The organism is Pseudoneobacillus rhizolycopersici, assembly GCF_054786815.1.
This window is the reverse complement of record NZ_JBTOOE010000028.1, coordinates 1-22,086: the sequence shown is the minus strand read 5'-3', so window position 1 is coordinate 22,086 and position 22,086 is coordinate 1. Positions and strand designations below refer to the sequence as shown.

Annotated in this window: 25 protein-coding genes; 1 reads left to right on the top strand and 24 read right to left on the bottom strand. The window is 38.3% G+C overall.

Features of this window, described 5'->3' with window-relative positions; translation table 11 throughout:
• Window positions 1–63: 63 nt before the first annotated feature.
• The 15 genes from ACX9YW_RS20265 to metG form a co-directional block, all read right to left on the bottom strand.
• Window positions 64–699, bottom strand: a complete 636-nt coding sequence (locus tag ACX9YW_RS20265; RefSeq protein WP_460349931.1) for a 50S ribosomal protein L25/general stress protein Ctc — start codon at window positions 697–699, stop codon at window positions 64–66.
• Window positions 700–851: 152 nt separating this feature from the next.
• Window positions 852–1,808 carry a ribose-phosphate diphosphokinase gene (locus tag ACX9YW_RS20260; protein WP_460349929.1) on the bottom strand — a complete coding sequence of 319 codons (957 nt, stop codon included), beginning with the start codon at window positions 1,806–1,808 and terminating at the stop codon, window positions 852–854.
• A 17-nt stretch (window positions 1,809–1,825) separates the two neighbouring features.
• Window positions 1,826–3,199, bottom strand: coding sequence for a bifunctional UDP-N-acetylglucosamine diphosphorylase/glucosamine-1-phosphate N-acetyltransferase GlmU (gene glmU, locus ACX9YW_RS20255; RefSeq protein ID WP_460349927.1), 1,374 nt, complete (start codon window positions 3,197–3,199; stop codon window positions 1,826–1,828).
• A gap of 397 nt (window positions 3,200–3,596) precedes the next feature.
• Window positions 3,597–3,887: a septation regulator SpoVG gene (gene spoVG / locus ACX9YW_RS20250; protein WP_042453823.1), complete on the bottom strand. Its 291-nt coding sequence runs from the start codon at window positions 3,885–3,887 to the stop codon at window positions 3,597–3,599.
• Window positions 3,888–4,000: 113 nt separating this feature from the next.
• On the bottom strand, window positions 4,001–4,375 hold the full coding sequence (locus ACX9YW_RS20245; protein ID WP_460349925.1) for a RidA family protein: 375 nt from the start codon (window positions 4,373–4,375) through the stop codon (window positions 4,001–4,003).
• A complete protein-coding gene (gene purR, locus ACX9YW_RS20240) occupies window positions 4,356–5,204 on the bottom strand; it encodes a pur operon repressor (RefSeq protein ID WP_460349923.1) in 849 nt (282 codons plus the stop codon). Before purR ends, ACX9YW_RS20245 begins: the two co-directional genes overlap by 20 nt.
• A 56-nt stretch (window positions 5,205–5,260) precedes the next feature.
• The gene (ispE, locus tag ACX9YW_RS20235) at window positions 5,261–6,130 is read right to left on the bottom strand and encodes a 4-(cytidine 5'-diphospho)-2-C-methyl-D-erythritol kinase (protein ID WP_460349921.1); all 870 of its coding nucleotides are present in this window, start codon (window positions 6,128–6,130) and stop codon (window positions 5,261–5,263) included.
• 157 nt (window positions 6,131–6,287) lie between these two features.
• Window positions 6,288–6,473 (bottom strand): small, acid-soluble spore protein, alpha/beta type, encoded by a 186-nt coding sequence (locus ACX9YW_RS20230; RefSeq protein ID WP_460349919.1) that lies wholly within the window; start codon window positions 6,471–6,473, stop codon window positions 6,288–6,290.
• A gap of 108 nt (window positions 6,474–6,581) precedes the next feature.
• Entirely contained in the window at window positions 6,582–6,845 is a 264-nt protein-coding gene (gene veg, locus ACX9YW_RS20225; RefSeq protein ID WP_460349917.1) for a biofilm formation stimulator Veg, read from the bottom strand.
• A 315-nt stretch (window positions 6,846–7,160) separates the two neighbouring features.
• Window positions 7,161–8,036 (bottom strand): sporulation peptidase YabG, encoded by an 876-nt coding sequence (yabG, locus tag ACX9YW_RS20220; protein WP_460349915.1) that lies wholly within the window; start codon window positions 8,034–8,036, stop codon window positions 7,161–7,163.
• A gap of 95 nt (window positions 8,037–8,131) precedes the next feature.
• Window positions 8,132–9,010 carry a 16S rRNA (adenine(1518)-N(6)/adenine(1519)-N(6))-dimethyltransferase RsmA gene (gene rsmA, locus ACX9YW_RS20215; protein WP_460349913.1) on the bottom strand — a complete coding sequence of 293 codons (879 nt, stop codon included), beginning with the start codon at window positions 9,008–9,010 and terminating at the stop codon, window positions 8,132–8,134.
• Window positions 9,003–9,563 (bottom strand): ribonuclease M5, encoded by a 561-nt coding sequence (rnmV, locus tag ACX9YW_RS20210; RefSeq protein WP_460349911.1) that lies wholly within the window; start codon window positions 9,561–9,563, stop codon window positions 9,003–9,005. Before rnmV ends, rsmA begins: the two co-directional genes overlap by 8 nt.
• Before the next feature lie 168 nt (window positions 9,564–9,731).
• A complete protein-coding gene (locus ACX9YW_RS20205; RefSeq protein WP_460349989.1) occupies window positions 9,732–10,910 on the bottom strand; it encodes a ubiquitin-like domain-containing protein in 1,179 nt (392 codons plus the stop codon).
• A 281-nt stretch (window positions 10,911–11,191) separates the two neighbouring features.
• A complete protein-coding gene (locus ACX9YW_RS20200; protein ID WP_460349909.1) occupies window positions 11,192–11,959 on the bottom strand; it encodes a TatD family hydrolase in 768 nt (255 codons plus the stop codon).
• Window positions 11,960–12,089: 130 nt separating this feature from the next.
• On the bottom strand, window positions 12,090–14,051 hold the full coding sequence (gene metG, locus ACX9YW_RS20195; protein ID WP_460349907.1) for a methionine--tRNA ligase: 1,962 nt from the start codon (window positions 14,049–14,051) through the stop codon (window positions 12,090–12,092).
• A 447-nt stretch (window positions 14,052–14,498) separates the two neighbouring features.
• Between metG and abrB the strand changes: the two genes are divergently transcribed.
• The gene (abrB, locus tag ACX9YW_RS20190; RefSeq protein ID WP_460349905.1) at window positions 14,499–14,786 is read left to right on the top strand and encodes a transition state genes transcriptional regulator AbrB; all 288 of its coding nucleotides are present in this window, start codon (window positions 14,499–14,501) and stop codon (window positions 14,784–14,786) included.
• A 42-nt stretch (window positions 14,787–14,828) separates the two neighbouring features.
• Here abrB and rsmI read toward each other — a convergent pair whose 3' ends face one another.
• The 9 genes from rsmI to ACX9YW_RS20145 form a co-directional block, all read right to left on the bottom strand.
• A complete protein-coding gene (gene rsmI / locus ACX9YW_RS20185; protein WP_460349903.1) occupies window positions 14,829–15,707 on the bottom strand; it encodes a 16S rRNA (cytidine(1402)-2'-O)-methyltransferase in 879 nt (292 codons plus the stop codon).
• Window positions 15,685–16,458, bottom strand: a complete 774-nt coding sequence (locus ACX9YW_RS20180; protein WP_460349901.1) for a tRNA1(Val) (adenine(37)-N6)-methyltransferase — start codon at window positions 16,456–16,458, stop codon at window positions 15,685–15,687. Before ACX9YW_RS20180 ends, rsmI begins: the two co-directional genes overlap by 23 nt.
• A 51-nt stretch (window positions 16,459–16,509) precedes the next feature.
• Window positions 16,510–16,887 (bottom strand): DNA replication initiation control protein YabA, encoded by a 378-nt coding sequence (gene yabA / locus ACX9YW_RS20175; protein ID WP_460349899.1) that lies wholly within the window; start codon window positions 16,885–16,887, stop codon window positions 16,510–16,512.
• A 12-nt stretch (window positions 16,888–16,899) separates the two neighbouring features.
• Entirely contained in the window at window positions 16,900–17,727 is an 828-nt protein-coding gene (locus ACX9YW_RS20170; protein WP_460349897.1) for a PSP1 domain-containing protein, read from the bottom strand.
• Entirely contained in the window at window positions 17,720–18,727 is a 1,008-nt protein-coding gene (holB, locus tag ACX9YW_RS20165; protein ID WP_460349895.1) for a DNA polymerase III subunit delta', read from the bottom strand. Before holB ends, ACX9YW_RS20170 begins: the two co-directional genes overlap by 8 nt.
• Window positions 18,728–18,940: 213 nt before the next feature.
• Complete coding sequence (gene darA / locus ACX9YW_RS20160; RefSeq protein ID WP_460349893.1) at window positions 18,941–19,270, bottom strand: cyclic di-AMP receptor DarA; 330 nt, start codon at window positions 19,268–19,270, stop codon at window positions 18,941–18,943.
• 112 nt (window positions 19,271–19,382) lie between these two features.
• The gene (gene tmk / locus ACX9YW_RS20155; protein ID WP_460349891.1) at window positions 19,383–20,009 is read right to left on the bottom strand and encodes a dTMP kinase; all 627 of its coding nucleotides are present in this window, start codon (window positions 20,007–20,009) and stop codon (window positions 19,383–19,385) included.
• A 10-nt stretch (window positions 20,010–20,019) separates the two neighbouring features.
• Window positions 20,020–21,453 carry an aminotransferase class I/II-fold pyridoxal phosphate-dependent enzyme gene (locus ACX9YW_RS20150; RefSeq protein WP_460349889.1) on the bottom strand — a complete coding sequence of 478 codons (1,434 nt, stop codon included), beginning with the start codon at window positions 21,451–21,453 and terminating at the stop codon, window positions 20,020–20,022.
• 155 nt (window positions 21,454–21,608) lie between these two features.
• Window positions 21,609–21,812: a sigma factor G inhibitor Gin gene (locus ACX9YW_RS20145; protein ID WP_460349987.1), complete on the bottom strand. Its 204-nt coding sequence runs from the start codon at window positions 21,810–21,812 to the stop codon at window positions 21,609–21,611.
• Window positions 21,813–22,086 lie beyond the last annotated feature (274 nt).

The window sequence follows — 22,086 nt, the reverse complement described above, 5'->3', positions numbered from 1 at the left end:
TCCCCTTTTTTATCCAAATCAAAGGCCTTACCTACTTAGGTAGTAAGGGTAAGGCCATATCGTTTATGATTCATCTGCTTCGGTTTCTCTTCCTTCTTGATTAACAGGTTGTCCACCTTCTTGCTGCTCACCTGAGCTAATCTCTTTTTCAACCTTAGGTGGTAGGATGGAGGCAATAGTCAATTCTGGTTCATGATTGATGGAAAAATCGCCTTGATAAAGAATATCATCAACCGTAACCGTTTCTCCTACTTGAAGATTCGTGATATCGATCTCCAATGCAGAAGGAATATTGTCTGGTGTAGCGGTAATCGATAGTTCATGAAACGCTTGCTGTAAAACACCGCCATCCTTTACTCCGACTGCTTCTCCTGTTAAAACCACCCGTACTTCTACAGTAAGTTTAGAAGATTTATCAACAGCTAGAAAGTCAGCATGGACAATATCTTTTTTAAGTGAGTCCTCTTGGTACTCCGTTAAAATGACATCTTGTTTTTCCCCACCAATATCAAGAGAAATGACCCCATTTCTGCCGACCGTTTTTATCGTTTTAATTAATTCTAGTTTATCAACAAAAACCGGTTTACTCTCAACCTTCCGTCCATAAACAACGGCCGGAATATTTCCTTGCTGTCTAATTTTACGTAGTTCAGAATTGCGAAATTGATTACGTTCAGTTGCTCTAAGTGAACTAGCCATAGGTTTACCATCCTTTTCTTGAAGAAATTTGACAATCTATATCTAAAATTGCCCCAAAAGAGGAAGGTCTAAACACCCAATCATTTTTTTAGAAAAATGAAATTATTTAGCTAGTAGAGAAAGGCTTGCATGGAGTATGCAAGCCTGAATTTTTAATCAAAAAGGGTACTAACTGATTGCTCTTCGTGGACACGAATAATCGCTTCGCCGATTAATGGCGCCACTGATAGCTCGTGAATTTTACCAATTTTCTTTTCTTCTGCCAGTGCAATAGAGTTGGTCACAACTAATTCTTTAATATTGGAATTTTCGATTCTACTGATGGCTGGACCTGATAAAACAGGGTGTGTACAGCACGCATAAACTTCAGCTGCGCCATTTTCAACTAAAGCATTGGCTGCTAGTGTAATAGTACCAGCAGTATCAATAATATCATCAATCAAGATGGCAACTTTACCTTCAATATTCCCAACAATATTCATTACTTCTGCAACATTAGGTCTTGGTCGACGCTTGTCGATTATCGCAATTGGTGCTTTTAAACGCTCAGCTAGTTTACGAGCACGAGTAACTCCACCATGGTCAGGTGATACAATCACGATGTCATGGTCAAATTTCTTTGATTTAAAGTATTCGGATAAAATCGGCACACCCATTAAATGATCAATTGGGATATCAAAGAAACCTTGGATTTGCGGCGCATGTAAATCAAGAGTAATGACACGCGTAGCACCTGCAGTTTCAAGAAGATTCGCTACTAGTTTTGCCGTAATCGGCTCGCGGGCACGCGCTTTACGATCTTGGCGGGCATAGCCATAATAAGGCATAACAATATTAATCGTTTTCGCAGATGCGCGTTTTAACGCATCAATCATAATGAGTAATTCCATTAAATGTTCATTGACAGGTCCGCTTGTGGACTGGATAACGAATACATCACAGCCACGGATACTTTCTTCAATATTAATTTGAATTTCACCGTCGCTAAATCTAGTTACGGAGTTCTTTCCAAGCTCAACTCCAATCACCTTAGCAATTTCCTCTGCAAGCGCCTTGTTCGAATTCAAACTAAACAACTTCATTTTCGGATCTAAGTATTTGTTAGACATTTCGCGAACCTCCAAGTTTATTTCTTTAGATTAAGCTTCTTCACATAGTTTTCTTTATTTTCTTGTCTCGCTCTAGCAATCGAAAGTGCCTCGGCCGGAACATTCTTTGTAATCGTTGAACCTGCAGCAATATAAGCTCCTTTGCCAACAGTTACAGGGGCAACTAAGTTAGAATTACAGCCAACAAACACATCATCTTCAATTTTTGTTAAATATTTATTTTTACCATCGTAATTGACTGTAATCGAGCCACAGCCCAGATTTACATTAGATCCTACTTCAGCATCGCCAATATAGCTAAGATGGGAGGCTTTACTACCTTGTCCGAATACGGATTTCTTCACTTCCACAAAGTTGCCGATCTTCACATCATCGGAAATCGAAGAATCAGGACGAATATGGGCAAATGGACCGATATTTACACGTGAACCAATGGAGCTATTATGGGCAACAGATTGTTTAATAACGGTATCATTACCAATTTCGCAATTGTCTATTTCTGTATGAGGTCCGATTGTACAATCCTCACCAATCACTGTTTTCCCTTTTAACACGCATCCAGGGTAAACAATCGTATCTCTTCCGATTTGGACGTCTGAATCAATATAGGTAGCCGCAGAATCAATAAACGTTACGCCGTTCTTCATATGCGCTTCATTAATCCGTTTTCTCATTAGGACTTCTGCTTCTGCTAAAGCGACGCGATCATTGACCCCAAGCGTTTCATAAAAGTCGTTAGTTTGGTAGGCAACAACAACTTCCCCTTGTTTTTTCATGATTTCAATCACATCAGGCAAATAATATTCCCCTTGGACATTGTCATTGGAAACGTTTTTTAATGCTTCGAATAAAGCTTTATTATCGAAACAATAGGTACCCGTATTAATTTCGTTTACTTTCCGTTCCTCATCCGTGGCATCCTTATGCTCGACAATTTTTTCAACATGACCTAACTCGTTCCGGATAATTCTACCATAGCCAGTTGGGTCATCAGCTTTTGCTGTTAATACAGAAGCCTTGGCCCCATTCTCCTGATGGTGTTGAAATAAGCTTTCAATGGTTTCAGCTTTAATCAACGGTGTATCGCCACATACAACTATTGTTATGCCTTCTTTCCCTTCTAAGGCGTCTTTTGCCTGTAAAACAGCGTGTGCCGTACCAAGTTGCTCCGCTTGTAAGGCATAGGAGCTGCTGTTGCCAAGCTGTGCCTTTACTATTTCCGCACCATGACCGATGATGGTCACAATATTTTCTATTTGAAGCGTACGAATTTGATCAACCACATGTTGGACCATCGGCTTACCACAAACAGGATGAAGTACCTTATAAAGCTTCGACTTCATTCTTGTTCCTTGGCCCGCAGCCAAAATGACGGCATATCTATTAGACATAAGCGTCCTCCAATTCACCTTTTTATCAAAGACTCTTTTCATAAACTTATCGCTAATAGAATTATTTTCTTCTATTCTCTAGTCTTAAGCATACGAAAAGAGTGACGAAATAAAAACCAAGAACGTGATACGTTCGGTAAACAACAATATTAACGAAATCAGTATTATCCATATAAAAATATATCTTAAATATTGGTTTATTTCAAGGAAGATACAAAAGCGAAAGAGACCGTTTTGTTCCGTAGGGAGGGAGGATAAAGTCCACTAGGAGCCGGATATTGGGCTGTGCGTTAGGTAAGAGTAAAGAGGATTTTTTTTATAAAAGAGGTTTGAAATAAGAAGTTTGGGGGTAAATAAAAAAGAGCCAACTATTGAAGTAGGCCCTTGGTGTATTCTTCTAAGAAGCTCCAGCTTCTTCAAATTCAACTTCTAGTTCACCTAAACGGTGGTATTCAGCTAGTACAGCTTCTTGGATTTTACCGCGTGTACCAGAGTTAATCGGATGAGCGATATCACGGAATTCACCGTCTGGAGTTCTTTTACTTGGCATCGCAACAAATAAACCGTTATTACCATCAATGACACGGATATCATGGACAACAAATTCATTATCCAGGGTAATTGATGCGATTGCTCTCATACGACCTTCTGTGTTTACACGACGTAATCTTACATCAGTCACTTCCATTTTGTTCACACCCTTTTCTTCGAAGTTAAAATGCTAGTAACTACATTCTACAAATTTTATGTAATTCCTGCTTAATTTGTAAAATATTTTGAAAAAGGTGCAGAAGGACTAAATTACTTTACTAGCGCAATAACTTCGATTTCCACTTCGGCATCTTTAGGAAGACGCGCTACCTCCACACAAGACCGAGCCGGTTTATGATGATGAAAATATTGGCCATAGATTTCGTTAATGGCCGCAAAGTCGTCCATATTTTTGATAAATACAGTCGCTTTAACAACAGTATCAAAACTTGCTCCCGCACTTTCTAAAAGAGCTTCCAGGTTTTTAAAAACTTGGTGAGTTTGTTCCTTAATATCACCTGTCACCATTTGTCCTTCTGCGTTCAATGGAATTTGCCCTGAACTATAAAAAAGATTATTAACGACGATACCTTGTGAATAAGGCCCAATTGCTGCAGGTGCTTGATTAGTTTGAATTACCTTCATTTTCAATTCCTCCTCGTCTAAAATAATTTCCTTCTCTAACATTAATGGTTCTTTCCTTTTCGTTTACATTCGAAAGTTGTACCAGCGAAATGTATTCATCGATTAATCGTTCATCGATTTCTTCAGATTCCACTAATACGGCAATACCGGCTAAACTTGCTTGGAATTCCTCAAGCAGATTCATCATTCCTTTTATGGTTCCGCCCGCTTTCATAAAGTCATCGACAATTAACACTTTTGACCCTTGTGAAAGACTTCGTTTTGAAAGAAACATGGTTTGAATACGTTTGGCAGAGCCTGTGACGTAATTAATGCTAACCGTTGACCCCTCTGTCACTTTATTATCGCGGCGGACAATAACAACTGGTACATTAAGTTGACTTGCTACTGCATAGGCTAAAGGTATACCTTTCGTTGCGACTGTCATAACCATATCAATATTAGCATTGGCATAGGCAGAGGCAATAATCTTCCCGGCTGACTGCACGATTGAAGGATTGCCAAGAATATCCGTCATATATAGGTAACCACCAGGTAATAGTCGATCCGGACTAGCGATAAGCTGGCAAAGCTCCTGAACAAATGGTCTTGCCATCTCATCACTAATTTTAACAGAATATTTAACACCACCAGCTGCTCCAGCTACTGTTTGCAAGGTTCCAATCCCTCTTGTTTCGAAAGTATCCTTAATGATCGCAAGGTCTTCACTAATGGAGGATTTGGCCGAGCCGTATTTATCAGCAAAGTATGTAAGTGGAATAAGTTGCTCTGGATGATCTAGTAAATAGGATGTCATGTCAATTAGCCGTTCACTGCGACGAAACTTCATACATTCACCCCCAAAAACCGAATATTTTAAAGTAACTATACCATTATTATCCGTGTTTAATCAAGGGTGTGACGTTCTCCCAATAAACGAACAGCAAATACTTGATCACAAAAACCCCTTAATCCATTATAGATTCGATGCATTCGCGAATCATGTCGAACAAGACCAAAGACAGTCGGTCCACTCCCACTCATCAAAACAGCATCTGCACCAAAACGTTTCATTTGTTCTTTAATTTGTGCCACTTCCGGATGTAATGGTAAGGTAACAGATTCTAAGACATTGCCCATATGGCGACAAACATGGTCATAATCAGCATCTTTAATCCCTTTAATCATTTCCGAAGTATTCGGATGGACGATTTGATTAATATCTAGCCTACGATAAACATCTGCAGTTGAAACACCAATAAAAGGCTTAGCTAGAATCACCCAACAAGTTGGTGGTGCCGGCAATCGTGAGATTAGCTCCCCTCTACCTTTTGCTAAAGCGGTTCCCCCATATACGCAAAAAGAAACGTCTGAGCCAATTTCCGCACCGATTTCAGCCAGTTCATCTAAGGTTAGCCCCAACTGCCATAGTTGATTTAGTCCTCTTAAAGTTGCTGCCGCATCACTGCTGCCACCAGCGAGACCTGCGGCAACGGGAATCGATTTATCAATTGATATGACAACTCCCTTTTTTACTTGATATCGTTCTTTCAAAGCTAGGGCTGCTTGAAAGGCGAGATTTCTTTGATCATCAGGTACAAAACGATTGTGAGAATGAATGACAATCTGATCCTGATCGAGTAAGGATAATTCTAATCGATCAGCTAAATCAATGGTTGTCATGATCATCTCTACCTCGTGGTACCCATCCGGCCGTTTCGATAAAACATCAAGCGATAAATTAATCTTAGCCGGAGCTTTTACTAAAAGCTTCACTACTTCCACCTCTTCATTAGCGGTCTGCGCACATTTTGTCCTATTTTACCACAAAATGCAGCATTCAAGACGTGATAAAATGTATATATTTAAAAAAAGTCAAGGGTGGTCCCTTGACTTCTTTTGCACGGTGGGTATTTAAGCCGCTAATTGGGCGCTACATTTTTCTGTTTGAGTTAAGAAGTTGTTGCTGGGCTAGTTCAACAGCCCGTTTAACCATGTTTCCAGCATCTTTTGCACGAATGCCGCCCCATCCTTCCTTTTGGACGACATCATAGAAACCTAAATCCTTGGCCAATTCTTCTTTAAACTGGTAGGACATAATCCCTCTTCTTCTGCTCATGACAACACCCCTTCTACCACACGTGCTTAGTATTAGTATGTGTTATTTTTATGCAAATAAAAAAACAGTCAACATTTTGTTCACTGTTATTTTATATGGTGTATGAAATTAACTTAATGCTTGTGTTTCTGCAGATTCGTCATAGAAGGTAATTTGAACGGTTTCTGTTAAAACATCCGCATAACTATAGGAAACACGTTCAAAGGCGTTTTCATCTTGATCTAGTTGAATGACAAATACAGATGGGTATGTTTCAGCTAAAATACCAAAACGTTCAATCGTTTTTCTACGTCCGCCGTTTGCCTTGAGTAAAAGTTTCTTCCCTAGATTCGAATCTAAGGCCTTTTTAATATCGGCTAAAGTTTTTGCCATTAAGTCCACCTCACTATGTTAAGTATAACACTTTGACATAAAATAGTCAAATAAAAACTATAAATTATATCAGTAGACCAAAAAGTTTGTCAACGGTTTTTTATCTACTTTTGTTACCTTTTTTTCAACAATATTCTTAAAACCTTTCCAACAATAGAGTTTACTACTAAAGAACTAAATATGTATGAAAAAAATTTAATAAAAAGGTTGTGTTAAATTAAATGGTTTATTTCCGCTCCAAGCAAAGGTAATTAAAACAAACGTTTCTGTACCATAGCCCAAATAAAAAAGGAGTGCACATGTTGTGAACTCCTTTCATTCCTCTTCTTGGTCTTTTATTTCAATTCGATAAGGCATCCCCATACGCAAAACACCCTTAGTATCAATACCACCTAAGCCCTTTTCACCTGTTAGAGTATTTCGTAATACATCCCAGACATTAATTCTGTCCATAAAGGGGGTAAAACTAATTTTAGCGACAATATAAACAGGATCGAGTGCATGGATATTTATGCGGGATGGCGAGCTAGCAAAATTCGCCCCTGCATAAATCAACGATTCAAAATGGGATTGACAGGCACCTGCAAAAATAACGAGCTGATCTAAATGAGGTATTTTTCTCCGCGCTTCTTTGACAGTTTGAACAAAGTCCCTTGAATGGCGGTAAGCATTCAGGTCGGTAAAATCACCTTTTGATTTCGAGTATGCATCATGACCAGTAATAACCAATATATCTGGGCGATAATCATCAATTAACTGTCCAACTCGCCTTGCCATTTCCTTTTCACTACAGTGGACGCCATATACAGGAATTCCTACCTTTTCATATACATCGGTACACTTTTTCAAATAAGTCGAATCCCCATCAAGGTGGAGGACTTTACCCGGAATCTGAAAGTAATTAGATTCTTTGCTATAACCTCGAGTAACCTCGTATTCCTGTCTCTCTTTCATTAAATTGACTTCCTGACGAAACAGCTGAAGGGATTGCTCTTCTAACGAGCGAATTTCCTTAGAACGTTTTTGTCTTTCCATCGGGTCCATCTTCACTAAATCATGAAACGGCGCATCTGCAATAAGACGATAATCTTCCCCGTAAAGAATTGCGATTTTTTGACCATTTTCCATCTTGGTATCGATTATTCGAAAAATAATGTCACAATCATAAGATAATCTTCCAACATAATCCATTATTTCTCACGCTCCTAAAAACGAGCTAAACTTAAAGAAACAGCCTTTCATCTAAACTGTTACTTACTTAGCCTATGCGAGCGCTGAAAAATATGTTACTTAAAATGTTCGTACAGTGCATCACTTAAGTGCGCGAATTCTTCAATACTTAATGTTTCCCCACGTCTTTGCGGGTCAATTTGTACTTGCTCTAACACAGTTAAGATTAATTCTTTCTTTTCTTTACCGTTATTTAGTCCGTGTTGGAGGTTATTAAAAAGGGTTTTCCGCCTTTGAGCGAAACTTGCACGGGTAACTTGAAAAAAGAAAGCCTCATCCTTGACTTGAACAAGCGGTGTTTGTCGCTTCGTTAACCGGATTACAGCCGAGTCAACATTTGGCTGCGGGACAAACACCGTTTTTGGGACAATCATCACTGTTTCTGCCTCGGTGTAATATTGAACAGCAATCGACAATGAGCCGTAATCCTTTGTCCCTGGAGACGCGGAAATTCTGTCAGCTACTTCCTTTTGGAGCATACAAACAATTCCTCTAATTGGGAGCCTATCCTCTAGAAGTTTCATAATAATTGGTGTCGTCACATAGTATGGCAAATTAGCGACAACCATGACGTCTTCGATACCAAAAAATTCTTCGTTCATCATCGACAATACATCCGCTTTTAAAATATCCTGATGAATCACCTTAACATGAGGATAGGGTGATAAGGTGTCAGCTAAAATTGGTAATAGTCTTTGGTCAATTTCAAAAGCAACAACCTTTTGGCAATTTTTCGCTAATTGTTCGGTTAAGGCACCTATCCCTGGCCCGATTTCAATTGCCCCTGATTGAGGCGATAGGTTCGCATGATCGACGATTCTTTTTAAAATATTCGTATCAATTAAAAAGTTCTGTCCTAAACTCTTCTTAAAGGAAAAGCCATACTTTTCTAAAATGGCCTTCGTTCGGTTTGGGGTAGCAATATCTTTATTCATTTTTCCCTCCTGAATCTAACGACTGAATTGCATGAGCGAAATCTTCCATACTCACTTGGAACATCATTAATCTTTTATGTAATTGTTTTCCGTTGGTATAGCCTATTTTAAGGATTTCCCCTAGCCGCTCCCTCCGTTCCTTGGAATAGGGACCAGCAATTAAACCTGCTGTCAAAAGGTCCTCCTTGGTAATTTGTTCAGCGATATCCTCCTGCATCAGATGGGCATCTCTTAAGGCACGACGAATTGATTCCACAGAGGCATGCTCGACGCCAACACCCTTCCCATGTTTATGAATCGCCTCTCCTTTTGGCAAAAAGGCATGTTTACAGCCTGGGACTCTTTGCTCAATGGTCTTTCTTATTTTTTCCCCTGGAAAATCAGGATCGGTAAAAATAATAACTCCTCTTGTTTCTTGTGCTAATTTAATTTTAATAATGGTCTCTTCATTGATAGCTGAGCCATTTGTTTCAATCGTATCCGCATCAAGAGCTCTATGAATCGCAACGGTATCATCTTTTCCTTCGACAACAATGATTTCTTTTATTTTCAATGCTTTCTATCCTTTATTTTAAAATTTTTTTGCAAAAATCCTGAAACATTTGGGTAATATAAACCGTCTAAATGGATATAATGGCAACACAAGATATATGTAATATATTATCAATTATTTTACGAAAAAAGCAAAATGCAGAGGAAAATCCTCTGCACTTCGAATTGATTATTTTAGAATTTTAATCTTAACCGTTCGGTTACCCCAACGATAGGCTTCCGCTTTGGTTGCAAAAAACAAGTCAATTTTATAGCCCTTTACAGCAGAACCCGTATCGGCAGCCACTGCATAACCGTAGCCATCAACATATACCTTTGTACCTAAAGGAATAATGCTTGGGTCGACAGCAATGACTTTAATACCAGGATTTTGGTGGAGATTAATGCCTGTCGCCGTATAGCCTGAACATCCATTACAATTAGCCGTGTAAGCCGTAGATGTCACATAATATTCAAGACCTGTTTCCATACCACGGGACACTTGTTTTGTTGCCACCTTCGTGCCGACGGCCACCACTTGATCTTTACGATCCTTTAAGTAATTCTTCTTAACTAATTTTCTAGATACCTCTTTACCATTTTCAAGAACCACTTCATACTCCTTGGTCATTAAGCCATTTTGACCAGCAGAGACGATTTTCTCTTTTCCTTTTGATAATTTAGCATCTTTCTTTTTGACAACAGCAAATTTAATTGGTTCTTCCACTACATCGGTGACCTTTTCAATTCGAACAACATTAACGACTGTATCATTTTGAACGGCCGCATCTAATGCTGGTTTAACTCGGTCTAATGGTTTAAGGGTAATTCCTTGTTGTGCTAAAAAGTCACCGACCGTAGTCGAAGTAGTCCAAACCTTTTCTTTTTTTCCGCCGTTATTTAACGTAATCTGAAATGCCTGGTCAATGGCAATACTCATTTTACCCTTAATTGCTGTGTCTTGTTCAACATTTATTTCATCAAATTCTTTTAAAGCAATATTCTGCTCGACTAAGAGGTCAGCAACTGTATCAGCTGTTGTCCAAATCGTTTTCTTCTCGTTGTCTACTACCATTTCAACCTGTTTTGCCGGTTTCCAGACAATTTCTAAATCGTCCTTAATCCTCGTATCTCGTTTATGAGATAGATAGTCTTCTTTATAGAGCGAAATATCAAGATCATTAAACAACTCCTGTACGGTGTCAGCATGGGTTTTAATGACTTGCCTCTCTCCATCAAGTGTTAGGGCTACCGTATCCTTTGTTCCTTCATAGGTTAGTACCGCAAGTGTTGTCACAAAAGCTACTAGACTACTAGAAATGATTGCCCATTTTTTCTTGCTCAAAGACGTAGAAAACAGGTTTTTCATGTTTGGAATCACGATGAAAAACGCCTCCTTTTCTTGGAGTGATTATATGGTAAAATCTGTCCAACTGTCAACCCTACAATTTCGCCAGTTTTTTCCGCTTGCTTTAGCGATTGACTTTATAGCCATTTTTTAAATGTATTCCCTATTATGCATACTATTCTGACAAAAAGGAAGGAAAACTTATCGACACGGTTATCCTATGAAGAAAAGGAGACATGTAGAACTTTTTATTTTTCGAAAAAAAAGGGACAAACCTATCAATTATTCGACATCATTTGATATCAATTTATGCCGAATAATTTTTTGGCATTGTCGGATGTTGTCCGCGCAATTTCTTCATATGAAAGCCCTTTTATTTCAGCAATTTGTTCTGCTACTAGCCTTACATAACCAGGTTCATTTCGCTCTCCACGATGTGGATGCGGTGTTAAGTATGGACAATCCGTCTCAATAAGCAGTTTGTCTAATGGGATTTCAGCTGCCACTTCTTTTGGCTTTTTGGCATTTTTAAAGGTTACGGGTCCTCCTAATGAAATGTAAAAATTCATATCGAGACATTGTTTAGCAATTTCAACACTTCCGCTAAAGCAATGCATGATACCACCAACTTCAGCAGCTCCCTCTTCCTTTAAAATTTCCACAATATCTGCTGTGGCATCACGGTTATGAATGACAATGGGCAGTTTAACCTTTTTAGCCAGTTGGATTTGTTTACGGAAAACTTCCTTTTGAATATCATGTGGGGATTTATCCCAATGATAGTCCAACCCCATTTCACCAAGTGCTACTACTTTAGGGTGGGAGGCAAGCTCTTCTATCCATTGTAAATCCTGTTCCGTCATATCGATTGCATCCACTGGGTGCCAGCCCACACAAGCATAAATAAAGTCATAAGTCTCACACAGCTCCATCGCCTTTGTGATGGTTGGCCGATCAAAACCAACGACAACAATATTAGAAACTCCCGCTTCTTTAGCTCTACTAATCACTTCAGATAAATCTTCATTATACTGCACCGCATTTAAATGCGCATGAGTGTCGAATAACATAAAAATGTCCCCTTATTTTATATAATAAATCGAGTAATCGAGATATTGTTCCCTGAAATTTGTCTAAATATAGAAAAAAACATAGAAATGTTTCATGTGAAACATTTCTATGTACATTCTTGTCGAATAATTATTTTACTTTTGCACCGAGTGGCAGTGATTCTGCGATAGTGGCTAATGAAAGTACACCATCTTTAGAGCCTGCTAGGATCATTCCTTGGGAAAGTTCCCCTCTTAAGGTCACTGGTTTTAAGTTGGTTACACAGATTACTTTACGTCCAACTAATTCTTCTGGTTTATAAAATTCCGCAATTCCAGAAACAACTTGACGTTTTTCATAGCCTAAGTCTAATTGCAACTTTAATAGCTTATTTGCCTTTTTAATTGGTTCTGCCTGTATGACTTGTGCAACCCGCAAATCGACCTTCATAAAATCATCAATAGTTATTTCAGCAACCTCATCTACCTTTTCTGCGATCACCTCAGGGGTTGGTTCTGTCTTTTTGCCCCCTGACATTTGGGCCACAATATAATCAACCTCTTCCTGCACCTCTAAGCGTGGGAAAATCGGTTCGCCCTTTTCAACCTTTACGCCAGCTGAAGTAATTCCAAAGTCTTCTAGGCTTTCCCAAGTCTGGTTATTGGCATTTGTTAAACCTAATTGCTTAAAGATTTTATCAGGTGTTTGTGTCATAAAAGGTTTTAATAAAATGGCTGTACGACGTAATGATTCGACAAGATGTGTCATCACACTTGCCAGTTGGTCACGATTCGACTCTTCTTTTGCAAGAGCCCACGGCTGAGTCTCATCAATATATTTATTCGTTCTACTAACTAACTGCCAAACATTGGCTAAAGCAACAGAGAATTCCATACTTTCCATTGCTTCTTCGTATTTTTTCACCGTTTCAAGATTAACCTGCAATAATGATGCATCAAATTCTGTGACAGAGCCTTTATAAACAGGCACCTCACCATTAAAATATTTGTCGACCATTGCAACTGTTCGATTTAATAGATTTCCTAGGTCATTGGCTAAATCAAAGTTTAAGCGATTAACAAAACCTTCTGGGGTAAAGACACCATCAGAGCCGAATGGTACTTCACGCAATAAATAGTAACGAACGGCATCTAAACCATACCGATCAATCAGCATAACAGGGTCGACAACATTCCCCTTCGATTTCGACATTTTCCCTTCCTTCATTAATAACCAGCCATGGGCAAAAACCTTTTTAGGAAGTGGAAGATCTAATGCCATTAACATAATTGGCCAATAGATTGTATGGAAACGGACAATCTCCTTCCCAACCAAATGAACATCAGCTGGCCAATACTTGAGGTATTTCGAATCATTTTCCGTTCCATATCCAAGGGCAGTAATGTAATTAGATAAAGCATCAATCCAAACATAAATAACATGTTTCGGATTTCCAGGTACTTTGATACCCCAATCAAAGGTTGTACGAGAAACAGCTAAATCCTCCAAACCAGGTTTAATGAAGTTATTAATCATTTCATTTTTACGTGATTCAGGTTGGATGAAGGTTGGATTTTCTTCATAATATTGTAGCAATCGATCTGCATATTTGCTCATTCTGAAGAAGTAGGACTCTTCCTTAACCTTTTCAACAGGTCGATTACAGTCTGGACAATTACCATCAACAAGCTGTAGATCCGTATAATAAGATTCACATGGGGTACAGTACCAGCCTTCATAATAATCCAGATAAATATCATCTTGTTCCATTAATCTGGCAAAAATCTTTTCGACAATATTTTTATGTCGATCCTCTGTTGTTCGGATAAAATCGTCATAAGAGATATCTAATCTCTTCCATAAAGCCTGGATACCTGATACAATATCATCTACATATTGTTGTGGGGATTTCCCAGCCTCTAAAGCATTGCGTTGAATTTTTTGGCCGTGTTCATCTGTCCCAGTTAAATACATAACATCAAAGCCACGTACGCGTTTATATCTTGCCATCGCATCCCCAGCTACTGTCGTATAGGCATGACCGATATGTAAATTTCCGCTCGGATAATAAATCGGAGTTGTGAGATAAAACGTTTTTGAATTTTTCTCCATCAGGATTTCCTCCTACCTTCCTTTATTTCTTACAAGTATATCTATCCTTTTCCTTTTATACCAACAAAATATACCTAAAAAATAGTAATTTCGCAAGGAAGGGAGAAATACCAAAAGTTTAACCCACAAAAAGAGTTCCAGTTTGTCGAAACTTATGAGTGTGAAATGGAGAATTTGTTGAATTTTGTCGAATTCCATTTATTTTAAATTATTTAAAAATAAGGATAATTCCCCCTATATTTTTAAATAATTTTTCCAAGTCATTATCAAAAAACGTTGGTACTTCTCATTTTGTAGAACTTCATAAATTGTTCACATTTTTTCCATTTAAAAGTAATTGACGTTTATGGGAATGACTGGTATTATAAAAACACACGGAATTTGTCGAATAATGACGAAAATATAAACAGAAAAATAGTTGTTAAATTTGAGAGGAGAAAAGTAAATATGAAATCAACAGGTATTGTTCGTAAAGTTGATGAGCTTGGTCGTGTAGTTATTCCAATCGAATTACGCCGCACTTTAGGCATTGCTGAAAAGGATGCTTTAGAAATTTATGTGGATGATGACCGCATTATTTTAAAGAAATACAAGCCAAATATGACTTGCCAAATCACTGGAGAAGTTTCTGATACAAATATTTCTCTTGCTGGCGGTAAGCTAATTCTAAGCCGTGAAGGTGCAGAGCAATTATTAAATGAAATCCAAGGTGCATTTGTTGTCGCTTCAAAATAATATTAAAGCAGCCTCATGGTTTTGATGAGGCTGCTTTTTTTATCATTCTACATGAAAAGCTTGATAGACTTCATTTTTATGTACACCGCGGTCTTTTGCAGCTAATTTTATGGCTTCTTTAGAAGATAGCCCGTTCGTAGAGATGTAATGTTCAACATGCTCTTTGGGCGATAGTTCCTCCCACCATAGATTGTTTTCCGCTGCGTTTACCGTTTCTGTCGCTCCTTCGATAATCAGACAAAATTCGCCTCTTATCTCATCCTCATTAGCCCACTGGCGCAATTCTTCAACAGTTCCCCTAATAAATTCCTCATATTTTTTGGTAAGTTCACGGCATAGAACGAGCCGTCGATTGCCAAGGAAGTTTTCCATTAATTCCAAGGTTTCTTTTAGCCGATGGGGTGACTCATATAAAATAATCGTTGAGTCTATCCTAGCTAATTTCTCTAACTCTTTCTTTTTTGTTTTCTTTTGTCGATCTAAAAAGCCATAGAAATAGAAGGGCTGTGTTGGCAAACCGGAAGCAATTAGTGCTGTAAGAGCAGCATTTGCACCTGGGAGTGGAACAACGGTCATTTGTTGTTCCATTGCACTGATTACTAATTCATAACCTGGGTCCGAAATTGTCGGCATCCCGGCATCACTGACCAATGCGATTTTCTCCCCCTCTTTGAGTTTATCTATGATTTTTTGGCCACTAGCCTGTTTATTATGTTCATGATAGCTAATTAGCGGCGTTTCGATTTGAAAATAATGACAAAGCTTTTTCGTGTTCCGAGTATCTTCAGCAGCAATCCAATTGACTTCCTTTAATATTCTAAGTGCCCTTATACTCATATCCTCAAGATTGCCAATCGGGGTTGGCACGAGGTATAAGATTCCTTTACGATCTTCATTTTCAAAGCTTTTCTGCATCCACATCTTTAAGACCTCTTTCCCCATATAGAATCTTTTTTACCTCTTCTGTATAGTCATTATCATCTTTATAGACAAAAAGGGGAGGTAAGATTTTTAAATCGGACCGACCGTTTTTGATTGCCTCTATTAAAAGCGTATTAGCCTCTTTCCCTTGCTTCGGATAAACAAATTGAATTTTCTTAGGCTCTAATTTATATTGTCTCATTAAAGAAAGGATATCCATTAGTCGTCCAGGCCGATGGACAAATGCTACTTTTCCGCCTGTTCGGACTAGCTGACTCGAAGCTTTGATGGCATCTTCTAATGTACATAAGATTTCATGACGTGCATAGGCTAAATGTTCATTTTCGTTAATTTCATCTTGGGAAGGAGTCGGAAAGTAAGGTGGATTACACGTCACCACATCAAACTTGCCGTGACCTAATCTGTGTGAAATTTCTTTTATATCCCCATGAATCATTTTAATTCTTGAATCTAACCTATTATAAGTAATACTTCGACACGCCATATCATAAAGACGTTCCTGGATTTCGATACCGACAATATCAGCTTTTGACCTTGTGCTTAGAAATAAAGGAATAACCCCATTTCCACTACATAAATCAATCATTTTTCCTTTTTGAATTGGTACATAAACAAATTTAGACAGCAACACTGCATCTAAGGAAAAGGCAAATACCGAAGGGCTTTGAATTATCCTTAAATCCTCCGCTAATAAATAGTCTAGGCGCTCATCATCTTTTAACATTACCATCCTAAATCCTCCAAAATATGAAAATGGAGCTGAATAAATTCAGCTCCCCTGTTATTTTTTATTTAAAAATGACAAACAGAAAAGGCAATCTCCTTCTTTACGTGGACTTCCAAAGTGGAGGTTACAAATGTGAAAGCCTTCATGATAAAGTCTTGCAAGATTATCATAGCCTTCACCAATATCGAAGGTTTTATCCTCAGTGTCTCCTGCCTGATGAGGAGTTAATTTTTGCACCTTTTCAGTTATGCTCTTTTTTTGATTCATTGTTTGATCAAGTCTACGTCTTAAATGCTCATTTTCTAGCTTCAATGAATTATTTTCCTCAAGTATTTCTGCTAAATGCTGCTTTAATTCACCAAGCTGAGTATATAAATGACCAATTTGCGTCTCCATTAGAATGACCGATTCAAAGATTTCTTTTTTATCCACGTTCTCCACCTCTTAATCTGTGGATTGTAATGAAACAGCGCCCTCTTTTATAATTTCGTCAATTGTATATTCAATTACTCGCTCTTGATCTTTTAATTCAACTTGAAGAACCTTTTCTAAAATATTTAAACCGACTACTTTTCCACGACCAAGCGGCGTTTCAATGATTTCACCAAGGTCTGGCAATTGCTCCTTGGCAGATTCGTATTCATCATTTTCATATTTTAAGCAGCACATAAGGCGACCACATAACCCGGAAATTTTCGTTGGATTCAATGACAGATTCTGATCTTTTGCCATTTTAATAGATACTGGATCAAAATCCCCTAAAAAGGTTGAACAACAAAGCATTCTTCCGCAAGGGCCAATTCCGCCTAACATCTTTGCTTCATCTCTAACCCCAATTTGGCGAAGCTCTATTCTTGTGCGAAAAATAGCTGCCAAATCCTTTACAAGTTCACGGAAATCCACTCTACCGTCTGCAGTAAAATAAAAAATGACTTTGTTCCGATCAAATGTATATTCAACATCAACCAATTTCATATCAAGGTCGTGTGCATTTACCTTCTCGTTACATATTTGATACGCTTCCGCTGCTGCTTGTTTATTTTCATCAACGATCATTCGATCCTTTTGATCAGCAAGACGCAATACCTTTTTTAAAGGAAGGACAACATCATTTTCCCCCACTTTTTTTGGAGCTATGACACACCTACCAAACTCCACACCACGGACTGTTTCAACGATAACAAAGTCGTCCTTTTCAATGGAGAGGTCGCCGGGATCAAAATAGTATATTTTACCTGCCTTTTTAAAGCGTACTCCTACAACATCATACAAAAGAAGATCCCTCCTGCAAATTCAACACAAGCTGCTCCATTAATAATTGGGGATTCATATTTGCCTGTAACTTTCTTTTTGCCTCTAAAACGAAAGATAATTGGGAAGAAAGGGCTGTCTCCCCTGAAGAAAAAGCAAATGTTTCTAAACGGTTCCGCTCATTAATGAAAACAACTTGGTCTTCTTTTCCAACCTGTATATATAATAAATCCTTAATGAGTAAAAGAAGTAAATCTAACCCACGATCGATTTGCTCTTTTTCTTTAAAGTGCAAAAACCAATCTTCTTGGAGAACTAATAATGCCTCAAGAGGATTTCGTCGTTGCACCTCATATAATTTTACCACTATTTTTTGTGCTTGTGCAAACCAATCGTCACCATTTAAGGCAATTGCTTCATTAATATTGTTCGTCATCGCAGCAAGTACTGGAGCTTGTTCCCTTTTTACACCTAATTCGACTATTTTCTCTGTTAAATGTTCTTGGGAAAGCGGTTTGAACGATAATACTTGACATCGAGATAATATGGTTGGTAGGATTTGTTGAATTTGTTCTGTCATTAATATGGCAATTGTCTCGGAATTTGGTTCCTCTAAAAATTTCAATAAACTATTTGCAGCATTGGTCGTCATTCGATCGGCGTGGGTAAGCAAATACATTTTCTTCTTTGATTCAACCCCAGCCTTGGAAAACTCCTCCTGCAAAGCTTTTATCTGCCCTTTTTTTATCGAAAGTCCATCCGGTTCAAGCAAATGTACGTCAGGGTGATTCCCATGATTAATCCGTTTACAATTGATACATGTTTCACATGGAACATATTGATCAATGGGGTGTTGGCAAAGAATTGCTTTAGTTAATAAAAAGGCTACGTCCTTTTTACCGGTCCCCCTTGCCCCTTCAAATAAATAAGCATGGGCAACCCGATCTTTTTGGAGACTATTTCTTAACATTTTTAATACAATAGGTTGAAGCTCTTGAAGCTGCTCCCAATTTTTGACCAAAAATGCCACTTCCTAACCCTAATTTATATTCTATTTTAAAGCTGTGTTAAATAAAATTGTTGATTTCCGCTGTAGTGGGCGTCCGGTGAGCCTCCTCGTCGCTTTGCTCCTGCGGGGTCTCACCCTTGGCCGCTATCTCCCGCAGGAGTCGAGTGCCTTCCGCTCCAATCAACAGGTGCTTAATAACTACATTTATCGTTAACACAGCCTATTTTAAAAATGATGGAATTGTTCTACAGGTAACACAAACACGGTTGCTCCACCAACAGCTACCTCGACAGGATATGGCACATAGGAGTCTGCATTGCCACCCATCGGTGATACTGGTGCCACCAACTGATCTCTTGATTGGCAATTTTCCTTAATAATTTGCAGACATTTATCAACGCGAATATCATCAGTACCAATAATAAACGTAGTATTTCCTGATTTTAAAAACCCGCCTGTACTGGCCAATTTTGTCGCACGAAAATTATGTTTAACCAATTGTGATAATAAACGATTGCTATCTTGATCTTGGACTACTGCAAATATTAATTTCATTCTATCAGCCCCTTATGAGAGATTACCGTTTCTTTTCCCTTTATTATAACAGGTAAACCCTAACCTTACAGGGATTTCCCACTCAAAAATTCTAAATTTTCCAATAACATACCTAAAGTTTTGTTAAAATTAATCTTTTCACTTGATCAAGAACCAACTCTATCGCTAATGACGCATCAACCTTTTTGATTCTGTCTGGAAAACGATTTAGTAGAATATGATAGCCTTCACACACTTTATTATGGAACTCGATATTTTCCAAATCTAGCCGGTTGACTTCCCGTTTTTGCTGCTGATTAATCCGGTCTAAACCCATTCTTGGATCAAGGTCAAAATAAATCGTCAAATCCGGCATCCGTTCCCCGATGGCAAACTCATTTATTGAAAACACCTCATCAATCCCTAAACCACGGGCATAGCCCTGATAGGCCAACGAGCTATCAATAAAACGGTCACAGAGGACAATTTTTCCGCTCTCAAGTGCGGGATTGACCTTTTCCACTAAATGCTGCCTTCTGGCCGCCGCGTAAAGCAGTGCCTCTGTTCTTGGGTCCATGGCTGTATGGCTTTTATCTAAAATAATACCTCTTATTTTTTCAGCGATATCAATTCCGCCTGGCTCTCGTGTTTGTAAAACCTCGAACCCAAGTCGTTCAAGCTCTGTTGCTACCATTGATATAATTGTCGTTTTTCCAGCCCCTTCAGGACCTTCTAACGAAATAAATCTTCCATTATTCATTTCTATTTCCTCACTCAAACACATTTATTTTTCCTTCAGACAAACAAGATCCACCATGGAACTTAGCACCTAAGCTCCGCAATTGCTGTAATTCTTCAAGCTTCGTTGCAGTGATTGCTTCACCTTCCATTAAAAGTGGAATCCCAGGTGGATATGGAATAATCATCTCAGCTGAAACTTTATCAATCGAATCTGTAAAGGGAATCGCTATTATTGCGGTATCTTCTTGATTCCGATATTTCATTTTTAAACTTGAGTAAGCTTGGTTTCTTCTTATATAGCTTGGTGGATTGACTAAATTATTTGAAGTTGCACTTTCTAATGTGGCCTTAATCGATTGGAGCACTTCATCTTGATTAAAGACCGCTGGTTTTTTTAATAATGGAAAAACCAGCAGAACATTATATGGGTCAGCAAGCTCTGAATCAATCCCGACTGATTGTAATTTTTCCTGCAACTCATAGCCGCTTAGGCCGATTGTTGATTGAATAACGATTTTTAGAGGATCACCCTCGGTTGTATGGTAAAGTACCTTAATCGTAGGTATTTGTTGTATTCCAAGAATAAATTCTTGTAATTGACTAATCAAATGGCTTTTGTCCTCTGAATCATAAGTAGCAATATAGTTTCTCGCTAAATCCAATGATGCCATAATCGGATAGGACGGGCTACTCGATTGCAAAATCTGTAATAAAGAGTGGACTTTATTTATCGGTATTTGCTCACTATTGACATGTAAAAATGCAGCCATCGTCATTGCTGGTAAGGTCTTATGGGCTGATTGGACCACGATATCTGCACCATATTGTAAACTGGAAGCCGGAAAGGGCGAGCCTGCGATAAAATGGGCCCCATGTGCTTCATCTACCAGTACAACCATATCATTGGCATGGCAAAAATCAATAATGGTCTCAATATTATAAGTATGTCCGTAATAATTCGGATAAGTTAATATGATACCCTTTGCATCTGGAAAGTCCTGATATGCACTTTTTAAGCTGTTAATGTCAATACCGGTTGCAACCTTCCACTCGCTATCAAATTCTGGCTCAATGAAAACGGGATTTGCCTTTGCAAGCTTTAACCCATTCAAAATGGATTTATGACAATTACGTTGGACAAAAACTGTTTCATCTTCCTTAAAACAAGCTAGAATCATCGTTAAATTTCCAACGGTAGAGCCGTTTATTAAGAAAAAACTTTCCTTTGTTTGATAGGCATCAGTTAGTAAGTCTTGCGCCTCTTTTATAACCCCATCAGGTGCATGCAAGTCATCCAAACCAGAAAGCTCAGTGACGTCAATGGATAAGACATGACGATAGTATTTAAAAGCCTCTTCATTAAAAATATGGCCATTTTTATGGCCTGGAACATGGAAGGAAACTGGTTTCCGTTGGTGATGCTGGCGCAAAGCTTCAAAAAGTGGTACTTTTTGTTGTTTCATTAGGTTTACATCCTTTTGCTAGTATCCTATTTATTTTATCAAATCCAATAGAAAAAATCTCATCTTGGGGGAAATAACGAGATGATGTATTTTGGCTCAAGGGAATTTCCGAAATATTTTGGGGGCAAAAAAAAGAACCCTTACTTAGAGGGCTGTTATGAATAGATTTCAGGCGTGGTAATTTTTTTTAATTTTTGTAGGAAGTATTTATATTTAGGATGATCGGTCTCAGTTCGGATTAAATCTTGCTCGCAGTCTGTACAAATAAACGAGGTGTATAAATGGATTCCTCTTAATTTACTTTGCTCACAAATAACACATGTTTCTCCAATTTGTTTTTCTGTTAATAGTGTACTCAGGTTACTCCACCTCCATACCCCTATTCTGCTCTATTTGGATGGGTTTTATACAATATTATGAAAATTCACGTTGGTAGGTTACTTGATTACTATTGTATGTTGAAATGGAGGTTATGTTGTATGTCTATATGTCGGTTTTATGTGTTTCTTATCCTTTTGGTGGGATTGATCAACTTCTCATGTAGAAACACAAAAAACAACCCTTCCGGGTTGTTTTCAATTTGCCTGGCGACGTCCTACTCTCACAGGAGGAATCCTCCAACTACCATCGGCG

Coding starts and splice junctions, on each gene's coding strand:
- spoVG (WP_042453823.1), bottom strand. CDS start 3,887: ATGGAAGTGACTGATGTAAGATTACGTCGTGTAAACACAGAAGGTCGT.
- ACX9YW_RS20150 (WP_460349889.1), bottom strand. CDS start 21,453: ATGAAACAACAAAAAGTACCACTTTTTGAAGCTTTGCGCCAGCATCAC.
- ACX9YW_RS20260 (WP_460349929.1), bottom strand. CDS start 1,808: ATGTCTAACAAATACTTAGATCCGAAAATGAAGTTGTTTAGTTTGAAT.
- veg (WP_460349917.1), bottom strand. CDS start 6,845: ATGGCAAAAACTTTAGCCGATATTAAAAAGGCCTTAGATTCGAATCTA.
- tmk (WP_460349891.1), bottom strand. CDS start 20,009: ATGAATAATGGAAGATTTATTTCGTTAGAAGGTCCTGAAGGGGCTGGA.
- ACX9YW_RS20265 (WP_460349931.1), bottom strand. CDS start 699: ATGGCTAGTTCACTTAGAGCAACTGAACGTAATCAATTTCGCAATTCT.
- ACX9YW_RS20230 (WP_460349919.1), bottom strand. CDS start 6,473: ATGAGCAGAAGAAGAGGGATTATGTCCTACCAGTTTAAAGAAGAATTG.
- yabG (WP_460349915.1), bottom strand. CDS start 8,036: ATGGATTATGTTGGAAGATTATCTTATGATTGTGACATTATTTTTCGA.
- metG (WP_460349907.1), bottom strand. CDS start 14,051: ATGGAGAAAAATTCAAAAACGTTTTATCTCACAACTCCGATTTATTAT.
- glmU (WP_460349927.1), bottom strand. CDS start 3,199: ATGTCTAATAGATATGCCGTCATTTTGGCTGCGGGCCAAGGAACAAGA.
- purR (WP_460349923.1), bottom strand. CDS start 5,204: ATGAAGTTTCGTCGCAGTGAACGGCTAATTGACATGACATCCTATTTA.
- darA (WP_460349893.1), bottom strand. CDS start 19,270: ATGAAATTAATATTTGCAGTAGTCCAAGATCAAGATAGCAATCGTTTA.
- rsmI (WP_460349903.1), bottom strand. CDS start 15,707: ATGTGGATGCAGAAAAGCTTTGAAAATGAAGATCGTAAAGGAATCTTA.
- ACX9YW_RS20180 (WP_460349901.1), bottom strand. CDS start 16,458: ATGGTAATGTTAAAAGATGATGAGCGCCTAGACTATTTATTAGCGGAG.
- rsmA (WP_460349913.1), bottom strand. CDS start 9,010: ATGAATAAAGATATTGCTACCCCAAACCGAACGAAGGCCATTTTAGAA.
- abrB (WP_460349905.1), top strand. CDS start 14,499: ATGAAATCAACAGGTATTGTTCGTAAAGTTGATGAGCTTGGTCGTGTA.
- ACX9YW_RS20205 (WP_460349989.1), bottom strand. CDS start 10,910: ATGAAAAACCTGTTTTCTACGTCTTTGAGCAAGAAAAAATGGGCAATC.
- ACX9YW_RS20245 (WP_460349925.1), bottom strand. CDS start 4,375: ATGAAGGTAATTCAAACTAATCAAGCACCTGCAGCAATTGGGCCTTAT.
- ACX9YW_RS20200 (WP_460349909.1), bottom strand. CDS start 11,959: ATGTTATTCGACACTCATGCGCATTTAAATGCGGTGCAGTATAATGAA.